The organism is Polaribacter sp. IC066 (genome assembly GCF_007997085.1).
In the GTDB taxonomy this organism is placed as follows: domain Bacteria; phylum Bacteroidota; class Bacteroidia; order Flavobacteriales; family Flavobacteriaceae; genus Polaribacter.
This window is the reverse complement of the sequence record NZ_VORR01000014.1, coordinates 45,346-56,822: the sequence shown is the minus strand read 5'-3', so window position 1 is coordinate 56,822 and position 11,477 is coordinate 45,346. Positions and strand designations below refer to the sequence as shown.

Sequence of the window (11,477 nt, the reverse complement as noted above, 5' to 3'; positions counted from 1 at the left end):
TGGGCAAAGAGTTAAACGGTAGTTTATTCGATGAGCTTTCTTAAATTATAGAATACGGGAAACAACAAGTAGTATCTAGAGTAAATAGCATTCTTACAATCACGTATTGGCAAATTGGTAAAAAAATAAACGATTATATTTTAAAAAATGAACGTGCTGAATATGGAGGGAAAGTCGTAATAAATTTAGCAAAAGATTTAGAAAAGCAATTTGGAAGAAGTTATACCTTGCGAAACGTTAGAAGAATGATCCAATTTGCAGAACAATTTGATGATTTACAAATAGTGACATCACTGATGACACAATTGAGTTGGACTCATTTTTTGGAATTATTTCCTTTAAAAACAAAGGAGTCTAAACTATTTTATGCTAACAAGATTATAAACGAAAAATGGTCTGTTAGACAAACAAAGTTTCAAATTAAAAGAAAAGCTTTTGAAAGAAAAGAAATAGCAAGTTTATAAACCATTACTGAATTAAAAGATTCACAAAATCCGTTTAAAGATCCTTACTTTCTAGGATTTAAGAATGGCTATTTAGAAAATGATTTGGAAGCCGCTATTTTAAAGGAGATAGAAAATTTTATTTTAGAACTAGGTATAGGTTTTTCTTTTATCGAAAGACAAAAACGAATCATTTTAGATGGCAAAGATTTTTATTTAGATTTACTATTTTTTCATCGAAAATTAAAAAGATTAGTGGTGATTGAGTTGAAAATAGGAGATTTTAAACCCAGTTATAAAGGCCAAATGGAACTTTATTTAAATTGGTTAAAATTTAAATTGGTTAAATAAATATGAAAAGCAAGAAGGTGAAAACCATCCTATCGGATTATTTCTTTGCGCCGGTAAAAGTAACGAACAGATAGAGCTTTTAGAAATGCATAAAGATGGAATTATGGTTGCCGAATATTGGACAGAATTACCACCTAAAAAACAACTAGAACAAAAATTACATAGCTTGTTAATAGAGGCTAAAGCTAAAATAGAGCAAAATAAAACTCTAAAATAATCCAGAAAAAATAACGTTTTATATAAAAATCATATTATGAATAAATCAATACTCATTTTTTTATTACTTTTTCTTTCTCTTAATAGTTTTTCTCAATTTTTTATTGATAAAAGCGAAAAAAACCTTCAAGAAGGAATTACGAAATACGAAGGATATTTTACATTCTATTATGATGTAAAAACAGATAAAGTATTTCTACAAATTGAAAATTTGGCAGACGAATTTCTTTATATACGTTCGCTTTCTCAAGGAATTGGTTCAAATGATATAGGTTTAGATAGAGGGCAATTGGGTGATGGAGTAGTTGTTCTTTTTAAGCGAGCGGGTAATAAGTTATTACTGATTCAGCCAAATCAAGATTTTAGAGCAATTACAGATAATGAAGAAGAAAAAAACTCGGTAAAAGAAGCCTTTGCAAAATCTGTTTTGCATGGATTTATCATCAAAGAAGAGAAAAAAGGAATGTATTTAGTTGATGCAACTGATTTTTTCATGAGAGATGCGCACGGAGTAGCTTCAACTTTAGCAAGAAATGACCAAGGAAGCTATAGTTTGGACAAAAGTAAATCTGCTTTTTATTTAGAGAGAACCAAGGCTTTTCCGAAAAATGTTGAGTTTGATTTGATGTTGACGTTCAAAGGAACTCCAAAAGGATATAATATAAGAAGTGTAACTCCAGATGCAAGTTTGGTTACTGTGCATCAACATCATTCTTTTGTGGCATTGCCAGATAATAAATACGAACCAAGAAAATTTGATCCAAGATCGGGTTCAAATCAAATGAGTTATATGGATTATTCCACGCCTGTAAATGAATCGATCACAAAACGATTTATCCAAAGACATCGGTTAGAGAAGAAAAATCCGAATGCAGCAATTTCACAAGCTATAGAACCTATAATTTACTATTTAGACAGCGGAACTCCAGAACCTGTGCGCTCTGCATTATTAGATGGCGGACGATGGTGGAATCAAGCTTTTGAGGCCGCAGGGTATAAAGATGCTTTTCAGTTTAAAATGTTGCCCGAAGATGCAGATATGTTAGATGTTCGTTATAATGTTGTGCAATGGGTGCATCGATCTACTAGAGGTTGGAGTTATGGTGCAAGTATTGCTGACCCAAGAACTGGCGAAATTATAAAAGGACATGTAAGTTTAGGAAGTTTGCGAATTCGTCAAGATTTTTTAATTGCACAAGCCTTGCAAGCACCCTATAAAAATAATACAGTTGATGATGATTTTGCGTTGCAAATGGCTTTGGCAAGAATTAGACAATTAGCTGCGCATGAAATCGGGCATACGTTAGGGTTTGCGCATAATTTTGCAGCAAGTACCAACGGAAGAGCTTCTGTGATGGATTATCCGCATCCGAAATTTACAATAAAAGATGATAAAATTGATTTTTCTGATGCCTATGATACAAAAATAGGCGCTTGGGATAAAGTGATTGTTGCCTATTCTTATCAAGATTTTACAGAAGATAAAAATGAATTAGAAGCATTAAATTCCATTTTAGAAAATGCGTTTGCGAGCGGATTAAAATATTTATCAGATTCAGATGCAAGGCCGTCAGGAAGTGCAAGTGCAAGCGCTCATTTATGGGATAATGGTGGTAATATTCATGATGAATTGTACAACCTTTTAAAAGTAAGAAAAATGGCGATTGCAAATTTTTCTGTGGATAATATGAAGACAAATCAACCGTATTCTGTGCTAGAAGATGTCTTTGTACCACTTTATTTTTTACATCGTTTTCAAACAGAAGCAACTGCAAAGTTAATTGGTGGTTTAAACTATAGTTATGCTGTAAAAGGCGGAACTCAAAAAGTAGTAGAAAGAGTTTCTGGAACAACAGAAAGAATTGCATTACAAGCAGTTTTAAAAACGATTGCTGTTGAAGAAATAGCAATTCCGAGAGAAAAGTTAGCGCTTTTTCCGCCAAGAGCTATTGGCTATGGTAGAACTCGTGAATCTTTTAAAAGTAAGTTAGGGGTTTCTTTTGATGCTTTTTCTGCGGTAGAAACTGCTGCTGAAATGACCTTGAGTTTTTTACTGCATCCGCAAAGATTGTCGAGATTGATAGCACACAAAAGTTTAGATGAAAAACAGTTAGGTTTAGTAGAGTTACTAGATGAATTAATTGCTAAAACGATCAAAAAGAATCACAAAGACAATTATTATCAAGAGTTACAAAATGTGATTAATATGGAAGTTTTAGAGCAGTTATTTTATGCATCCACTTTAAAAAATCAATACAAACAAGTACATGCCATTGTGAGTTTTAAGCTAGATGAAATTGCATCCATCTTAAAAAATAAAAAAGCTACTGGAACGCAAAAAATATATGATCAGGCGATGGTAAAAATGATTGAAGGTTTTATGAAAAATCCGACGTCATTTCAAAAAACAGATGCTCCTCAAATTCCGGATGGTTCGCCAATTGGGAGTGCTTATTAAATAGAAATAATAAATAACAGTTTGTCAGTAGGAGTGAATTTGTAAAGAATGAACAAATTTGTATCGAGAACAATTTTAATGTCGAATTAAAAAAAAGTTCTCGATACAATTTTTATTTTCCACTTTGTTTCAACTAAAATCACTCGAACTGATAGTATAGATAAAAATTATGATTATAGACTTAATATCAGATACAGTAACCAAACCAACGCCACAAATGTTGGAAGTAATGATGCATGCAAAAGTTGGCGATGACGTTTTTAAAAGTGATCCGACGGTTAATGAATTGCAAGAGAAAGCGGCAAAATTATTCGGCATGGAAGATGCACTTTTTTTTCCATCAGGAACCATGGCAAATCAAACAGCTATAAAGTTACATACACAACCTGGCGATAAATTAATTTGTGATAAATATGCGCATGTTTACAATTACGAAGGTGGCGGAGCCGCCTTTAACTCTGGAGTAACCTGCAAACTAATTGATGGAGATAGAGGGATGTTTACTGCTGCGCAATTGCAAGAAGCTGTTGCTGGTAGATCGGATATTCACGTTCCGTATTCAAGATTGGTTTGTGTTGAAAATACCACAAATAAAGGAGGAGGTGCTTGTTGGGATTTTACGGAACTAGAGAAGGTTCAGAAGGTTGCCAAAGAAAATAATTTAGCGTTCCATTTAGACGGCGCGCGTTTGTTTAATGCATTTGTGGCAAAAAATGAGTCGGCAAAACAATATGGGCAATTATTTGATACCATTTCTATCTGTTTGTCCAAAGGTTTAGGGGCGCCAATTGGCTCTGTTTTATTAGGTTCTAAAGAACATATTGCAAAAGCATTAAGAATTAGAAAGTTGTTTGGTGGCGCTATGAGACAAGCTGGTTTTTTAGCGGCAGCAGGTATTTATGCGCTCGATTATCATGTAGACCGATTAGCAGAAGATCATCAAAAAGCAAAAGAAATAGGTGTTCTTTTAAACACACTTTCTTACGTTACCAAAGTAGCACCTATTGAAACGAATATTATCATTTTTTATGTGGATGAAAAAATAGGTGCAGACAATTTTATCAAAAAAATGAAAGAAAAAAATATTCTTTTAACACCGATGGGCGAGGGGAGAATTAGAATTGTTACGCATTTAGATTATACAAATGAAATGCATGAAATTCTCTTAAAAGAACTTAAAAATTTTTAGAAGTAAAAACGGATAACAGGTGAAAAAGGTGAAGCAAAAATACTTTTATTTTCATCATATAAAACATCGTAACGAATACCTACTGCAAATCTACCTTGGTTATACGCGATCCCTAGATGGAGTGCAGGGAAATTTGTGTTTATAGAACCAAATGGGTCTTGTTGTTTTGCAAAATTATAATCAAATTCGCCTGAAAACTGAATTCCGAAATTCGTTTGATATAAAGAGATTAAACTGGTACCATATACCTGTGTTGTAAAGTCGTTAATTTCTGAATATAAATAATTGACACCTGCACCCAAAGCAAAACCATTATCAAAATTATAAATGGCACTTGGTGATATTCCGATAGTGGTTTGGTTTCCGAAACCAACTGAAAATCCACCACCAAATTGCACGTTTTCCCAAAAGTTGTTTCGTTGTTGAGAAAAAGAAATAAGTGAGAAACTTAAAAATAAAAAGAGTATTGTTTTTTTCATAACGTTTACTTTAGGTAGCGCTTTCTAATTTGGACAATTCTTTATAATTTCTATTTAATTTTTTTAGTAAAATACCGTAAATTAATTTGTAAAAAAACCAAAGTAGCACCATAAAAATTATGATTGCAATTATTTGACTTATAATGGTAATTGTTATTAATTGATTAATGTCTATCGATAAGTTTTCTGGATTCATCACCTTCATCAGTTTATCAGAATCACTCATTAAAACAATATTAAGCGCCAAACTAGAGAGAAATACAATGGCAAGATTGTAATACACATAAAATTTTACAGTATTTCTAATATTTAAAATTCGTTGTATTAAGCTTTTCGTATTCTCAATAATTGATATTTTTTTAAAGCTAGCATAAAAGAAATACAAAAAAACAATAATGATTATATAGTGCAAAATCATAAAAAAGCTCACCTGCTTTTCTAAATTTAAATCGCTGTATATTTTATAAAAACTATCTGGTACTAATAGATTTATGCTTAACCAAAAAGCAAGTTCTAAAACACCAACAATAAAAATCCATTTTACAATAGATGACGATTTAGAATGCGCCATTTTGTATATATCAACAGCAGAAAGTTTATGAGTTTCTTCGGGCTGATTGTCCCAAACTTTTTTATAATTTTCTAATAAATCCATAGTTATGGGTTTAAAATATTTTTTAATTTTTCTTTTGCTCTGTTCATTTTTACTCTTGCATTTACAGAAGAGATACCCAATGTTTCTGATATTTCTTTATAGGGTTTGTCTTCTAAATACAAAAAAATTAAGGCCTTTTCAATATCATTTAATTGGTGTATTGCATTGTACAAAGCACTCAACTGTTTTTCTTCGGTATCATCATAATCAGATGCTTTTATTTTAAAAGCAACATCACTAATATCTTGCGTTTTAACAGCTCTTGTAGATTTTCTATATAAAGATATTGCCGTATTTAGAGCAACTCTGTACATCCAGGTACTAAATTTCGAATCTCCTCTAAACTTTGAATAATTTTTCCAAAGTTGAATAGTGATTTCTTGAAACAAATCTTTGTGCGCATCTTGATTTGTAGTGTATATTCTACAAATTTTGTGCGCTATATTTTGATTTTGTTCAAAGTCTGATAAAAATTTAGTCTCTAAATCTCGTTGCACCTTTAATTGATTCTTTTAGTTTATTAGTAGTTAAAAAGTTAAAAATGTTACATTTTTCTATAATTAATTTTTTATTTAAATAATATTACTAGCTTTGTTGAATATAAAACGAATTGCATTGAACAATATTAAGCAAGATTTTACTATTAAAGACCTTGAGAATATATCTGGAATAAAGGCACATACCATTAGAATTTGGGAAAAGCGGTATAATCTATTAGAGCCAAAAAGGACAGAAACAAATATTCGATACTACACGCCAGAGAATTTAACAAAACTATTAAATATTGTTTTGTTAAACAAAAACGGATTTAAAATATCTAAAATTGCCGCAATGTCAGATGATGATATTACGCTGAAATCAAGAGAGCTAGCCTTTAATATTGGGGTAAATGACGAAGCAATAAATTCGTTTAAAGTAGCAATGTTTCAGTTTGATAAAATCATCTTTAACAACACGTATAACACTTTATTACAGAAAAAAACTTTTAGAGAAATTTTTAAGGATGTTTTTTTACCATTTTTAGAGCAAATTGGTTTGCTGTGGCAAACAGAAACTTTGCTGCCAGCGCACGAGCATTTTATATCAAATTTAATTGCACAGAAAATTCAAACAAACACAGAAAAATTACAATACGGTATTACAGATAACAATAAAACGTATGTATTATTTTTGCCAGAAAACGAGATTCATGAATTAGGATTGTTGTATTTAAATTACGAATTGGTTTTAAGAGGATTTCATACTATATATTTAGGGCAAAGTTTACCGCTTAATAATTTGAATTACTTTTTAGACAGCGAACGACAAATTTGTTTTATATCGTCTTTTACAATTCAGCCTTATGATGAAAAAATAGAAGACTATTTTCGTGAAGTAAATGAGGTAATGGAGGGTACAAAAAATAAATTTATTGCCGTTGGTAGAAAGGTGGAAAAAGTAAAGCACCTTCAATTAAATGAAAATATTTCATTATTTGATTCCATGGCAGATTTGTTAAAAGACTTATAAAAATCAAATCACTTCATCATCTTGTTTAATAAAATTATATCTTTGTTCAACAAATTTTTTCAATGAATAAAAACGCATACATAATCGGTTCGGGCTTTTCATCATTATCTGCATCTTGCTATTTAGCAAAAGCAGGTTATAATGTAACAGTTTTAGAGAAAAATGATACTTTAGGAGGCAGAGCAAGACAATATAGTAAAGATGGTTTTACATTCGATTTAGGACCATCTTGGTATTGGATGCCAGATGTCTTTGAACGTTTTTTTGGTGATTTTGGTAAAAAACCATCAGACTATTACACTTTAGATAAATTAAGTCCTGGTTACGAAGTTTATTTTGGAAACAACGATTCTGTAAAAATTTCTGATAGGCTAGAAGAGATTTATCAACTTTTTGAAGAAGAAGAAAAAGGGAGTAGTGCACATTTAAAAAGTTTTTTAGATTCTGCGAAAGCTAATTACGATACAGCGATAAAAGATTTGGTATACAAACCAGGTATTTCGCCGTTAGAATTAGTCAATTCTACAACAATAGCAAGAGTTACACAGTTTTTTTCTACCATTAGAACGCAAGTTCGAAAAAATATAAAGAGTCCTAAATTAATTAAAATTTTAGAGTTTCCTGTATTGTTTTTAGGTGCAAAACCTAGTAATACACCTGCTTTTTATAATTTTATGAACTACGCAGATTTTGGTTTGGGTACTTGGCACCCAAGAGGTGGTATGTATAAAGTAGTTGAAGGGATGGTTACTTTAGCAGAAAGTTTAGGTGTTCAGTTTAGAACAAATGCCAACGTTACAGAAATCTTAACAGATGCAAATAAAAATGTAACAGGGTTGATGCTTGATCATGAAAAAATTGATGCGGAATTAGTTTTGAGTGGCGCCGATTATCATCATACAGAAACCTTGATAGATCAAAGTTTAAGACAATATTCAGAAAAGTACTGGGATAAGAAAACTTTTGCACCTTCATCGCTGTTATTTTATGTTGGGTTTGATAAAAAAATAAAAAACGCAAGTCATCATACGTTATTTTTTGATACAGATTTTGATGCACATGCAGAAGAAATATACGATCATCCGCAGTGGCCAACAGATCCTTTGTTTTATGCTAATTTTACTTCTATGACAGATGCAACTTCGGCACCAGAAGGCAAAGAAGCAGGTTTTTTCTTGATACCATTATCACCCGGATTGAATGATACAGAAGAATTAAGAGAAACTTATTTTCATAAAATTATTGATAGGTTTGAGAAATTAACAAACCAAGAAATTAAATCAAGTGTGTTATTTAAGCGATCTTTTTGTGTACAAGATTTTAAAGACGAGTATAATTCTTACAAGGGTAATGCATATGGTATGGCAAATACTCTTTTACAAACTGCTTTTTTAAGACCAAATATTAAAAGTAGTTTGGTAAATAATTTGTATTTTACGGGTCAATTAACAGTACCCGGTCCAGGAGTTCCTCCAGCATTAATATCTGGTAAAATAGCATCAGAGTTAATTATTAAAAATCAGTAAGAGTATGAAAGAATTATTCGATAGCGTTTGTAATAGTTGCAGTGAATTGGTTACTAAAAGATATAGTACCTCTTTTTCTATGGCTGTGAATACTTTATCGCCAAAAATAAGGACTGATATTTATAATATTTACGGTTTTGTGCGTTTTGCAGATGAAATTGTAGATACTTTTCATGAGTATGATAAAGAAGAATTAATGACGCACTTTGAGCGGGATTATTATTTTGCAACGAAACATGGAATTAGCTTAAACCCTATTTTAAATTCTTTTCAACAGACAGTTAAAAGGTATAAAATTCCAGACCACATGGTGCAAGCTTTCTTAAAAAGTATGAAAGCAGATTTGCACAAAACGGAATATTCTACGAAAGAAGAATATGATGAATACATTTATGGTTCTGCAGATGTTGTAGGGTTAATGTGCTTAAAAGTGTTTGTAAACGGAGATGATGCAATGTTCGACGAGTTAAAAGATGCAGCAATGCGTTTGGGATCTGCTTTTCAAAAAGTTAATTTTTTAAGAGATTTAAAAGACGATTATGAAGTGTTAAATCGTTCTTATTTTCCGAATATCGATTTGGGCAAATTAACGCAAGAATCGAAACAAATAATTATAGATGAAATAGAAGCCGATTTTGATTATGCTTACAAAAATGGGATTTTAAAATTACCTGTTGAAGCAAAATTTGGTGTTTATATGGCCTATAGATATTATAGAAGGCTGCTTAAAAAGTTGAGTAATGTGCCATCGGAAAGAATTATGGATACAAGAATTAGAATTTCCGATCCAATGAAAATTAATTTGTTGGCAAGAAGTTATGTGAAATATAAATTGAATATTATATAAGTATGTTTTTTCTAACAACTTTAGGTGTTTTTTTAACAATGGAAGGTGTTTCGTGGTGTACTCATAAATATGTGATGCATGGTTTTGGTTGGTTCTTGCATGAAGATCATCATCAACCTAAATACGACGGTTTTGAAAAAAATGATGCTTTTTTTGTCATTTTTGCTTTACCAAGCATGCTACTTTTATATTTTGGAGGAGGTGCAGGGAACACTTATTTAGTGGCTATAGGTCTAGGTATTTTATTTTATGGTATCGCCTATTTTTTAATTCATGATGTTTTAATTCATCAACGATTTAAATGGTTTAAACATACAAATAATAGGTATTTAAAGGGGTTGAGAAAAGCGCATAAAATTCATCATAAAAATATGGGCAAAGAAGAAAGCCAGTGTTTCGGAATGTTATTTGTGCCGCTAAAATATTTTCAAAAACCAAAAATTTAAGCTTCTAAAGGTTTTATGTTCTATTTTAATATAATACTTGTCTTCAATTGAACTTTAATCTAACACCTGTTAATCAAAGTTAATGATACTTAACTGCCATGTTTTCTCATTTATGACTAAATTTACCTCAATAAAACTTGTATGAATTATTACGACTACATAATTGTTGGCGGAGGTGCATCTGGGTTAATGATGGCTTATAGAATGTCTAAAGATACTTTTTTTGATGATAAAACCATTTTAATTTTAGAGAAAGAAAAGAAAGATACCAATGATAGAACTTGGTGTTATTGGGAGAAAGAAAATGGTGAATGGGACACTATTTTAAGTGCTTCATGGGACAAAATTATCTTTAAAAGCGATTCTTATAAAGCGAAAGAAAATATTGTACCCTATAAATATAAAATGATTCGAAGTAAAGATTTTTACTTGAAAATCTGGAATCAATTAAAGCGTAAACAAAATATTAGTTTTCAGAAAGATACAGTTATTAGTATTCATCAGCTGGATAATGAGGCAGAAGTAATAGCAGAAAATCAAGTTTTTAAAACGAAAACGCTCATCAATAGTATTCTTTTTACGGATGCCTATAAAAAGCAAATTGAATTCCCTGTTCTACAGCAACATTTTGTTGGTTTTTTTATAAAAACGAAAGAAGATTCTTTTGATAATACCGCAGCTACTTTTATGGATTTTACAGTTGAGCAGCGAGGAAATACTCGTTTTATGTATATTTTGCCAACTAGTAAAAATGAGGCTTTGTTTGAATATACCTTGTTTTCACAAGATGTTTTAGCGTATGATATCTATAAAACAGAAATCGAAAAATATTTAGAAAATAAAAACATTACCGAGTACGAAATTTTAGAAAAAGAACAAGGTTCCATACCGATGACTTGCTATAAGTTTTGGGAACAAAATTCAGAAAATATTATTCATATTGGTACGGCGGGCGGTTGGTCTAAAGCAAGTACGGGGTTTACTTTTAACAACACCACAAAGAAAACCACCAAACTTGTGAACTTCCTAAAACAAAATCTACCTTTAGTCGAATTTCATAAAGTCAGTAAATTTTGGTATTATGATTTATTATTATTAGATATTTTACATGAAAAAAATCATTTAGGTTCTTCTATTTTTTCCCAGTTATTTAAGCGTACTCCCGTGCAAAAGATATTTAAATTTTTAGATGAGGAGACACTCTTTTATGAGGATTTGCAAGTCATGCTAAAAATGCCACCCAAAAATTTTATTAGAGCTGTATTCAAAAGAATTTTCTAATAGCTATTTTAGATGGTTTTCTTTTTTTTATCAAAAGTAAAACGTAAAATTTCGTTTATAAATCTGAACTAATTCTA

The 11,477-nt window shown here is 31.0% G+C and carries 13 protein-coding genes; 10 read left to right on the top strand and 3 right to left on the bottom strand.

Features of this window, described 5'->3' with window-relative positions:
* Positions 1 to 44 precede the first annotated feature (44 nt).
* From ES044_RS18845 to ES044_RS06695, 5 genes are all read left to right on the top strand, one after another.
* A complete protein-coding gene (locus tag ES044_RS18845) occupies positions 45 to 464 on the top strand; it encodes a DUF1016 N-terminal domain-containing protein (protein WP_317131216.1) in 420 nt (139 codons plus the stop codon).
* Between the two features lie 84 nt (positions 465 to 548).
* Entirely contained in the window at positions 549 to 794 is a 246-nt protein-coding gene (locus ES044_RS18840) for a DUF1016 domain-containing protein (protein WP_262712427.1), read from the top strand.
* A gap of 85 nt (positions 795 to 879) precedes the next feature.
* Positions 880 to 1,011, top strand: a complete 132-nt coding sequence (locus tag ES044_RS19205) for a hypothetical protein (RefSeq protein WP_262712426.1) — start codon at positions 880 to 882, stop codon at positions 1,009 to 1,011.
* Positions 1,012 to 1,047: 36 nt separating this feature from the next.
* Positions 1,048 to 3,468, top strand: a complete 2,421-nt coding sequence (locus ES044_RS06700; protein WP_147118561.1) for a zinc-dependent metalloprotease — start codon at positions 1,048 to 1,050, stop codon at positions 3,466 to 3,468.
* Positions 3,469 to 3,637: 169 nt separating this feature from the next.
* Positions 3,638 to 4,657, top strand: coding sequence for a threonine aldolase family protein (locus tag ES044_RS06695; protein WP_147118560.1), 1,020 nt, complete (start codon positions 3,638 to 3,640; stop codon positions 4,655 to 4,657).
* On the opposite strand, the gene ES044_RS06690 is transcribed toward ES044_RS06695, so the two are convergent.
* The 3 genes from ES044_RS06690 to ES044_RS06680 are packed head-to-tail and all read right to left on the bottom strand — an operon-like array spanning position 4,654 to position 6,288.
* Complete coding sequence (locus ES044_RS06690; RefSeq protein WP_147118559.1) at positions 4,654 to 5,136, bottom strand: hypothetical protein; 483 nt, start codon at positions 5,134 to 5,136, stop codon at positions 4,654 to 4,656. The genes ES044_RS06695 and ES044_RS06690 overlap by 4 nt on opposite strands.
* Positions 5,137 to 5,146: 10 nt before the next feature.
* Positions 5,147 to 5,791 (bottom strand): hypothetical protein, encoded by a 645-nt coding sequence (locus ES044_RS06685; protein ID WP_147118558.1) that lies wholly within the window; start codon positions 5,789 to 5,791, stop codon positions 5,147 to 5,149.
* Positions 5,792 to 5,793: 2 nt separating this feature from the next.
* A complete protein-coding gene (locus tag ES044_RS06680) occupies positions 5,794 to 6,288 on the bottom strand; it encodes an RNA polymerase sigma factor (protein ID WP_147118557.1) in 495 nt (164 codons plus the stop codon).
* A gap of 118 nt (positions 6,289 to 6,406) precedes the next feature.
* Here ES044_RS06680 and ES044_RS06675 point away from each other — a divergent pair, with 118 nt between their 5' ends.
* The 5 genes from ES044_RS06675 (at position 6,407) to ES044_RS06655 (ending at position 11,400) form a co-directional block, all read left to right on the top strand.
* Positions 6,407 to 7,300 (top strand): MerR family transcriptional regulator, encoded by an 894-nt coding sequence (locus ES044_RS06675; RefSeq protein WP_223269139.1) that lies wholly within the window; start codon positions 6,407 to 6,409, stop codon positions 7,298 to 7,300.
* A 62-nt stretch (positions 7,301 to 7,362) separates the two neighbouring features.
* Positions 7,363 to 8,826 (top strand): phytoene desaturase family protein, encoded by a 1,464-nt coding sequence (locus tag ES044_RS06670; protein WP_147118555.1) that lies wholly within the window; start codon positions 7,363 to 7,365, stop codon positions 8,824 to 8,826.
* A 4-nt stretch (positions 8,827 to 8,830) separates the two neighbouring features.
* Positions 8,831 to 9,673, top strand: a complete 843-nt coding sequence (locus ES044_RS06665) for a phytoene/squalene synthase family protein (RefSeq protein ID WP_147118554.1) — start codon at positions 8,831 to 8,833, stop codon at positions 9,671 to 9,673.
* Positions 9,674 to 9,675: 2 nt separating this feature from the next.
* Positions 9,676 to 10,119, top strand: a complete 444-nt coding sequence (locus tag ES044_RS06660) for a sterol desaturase family protein (protein ID WP_147118553.1) — start codon at positions 9,676 to 9,678, stop codon at positions 10,117 to 10,119.
* Between the two features lie 141 nt (positions 10,120 to 10,260).
* Positions 10,261 to 11,400, top strand: coding sequence for a lycopene cyclase family protein (locus tag ES044_RS06655; RefSeq protein WP_147118552.1), 1,140 nt, complete (start codon positions 10,261 to 10,263; stop codon positions 11,398 to 11,400).
* Positions 11,401 to 11,477 lie beyond the last annotated feature (77 nt).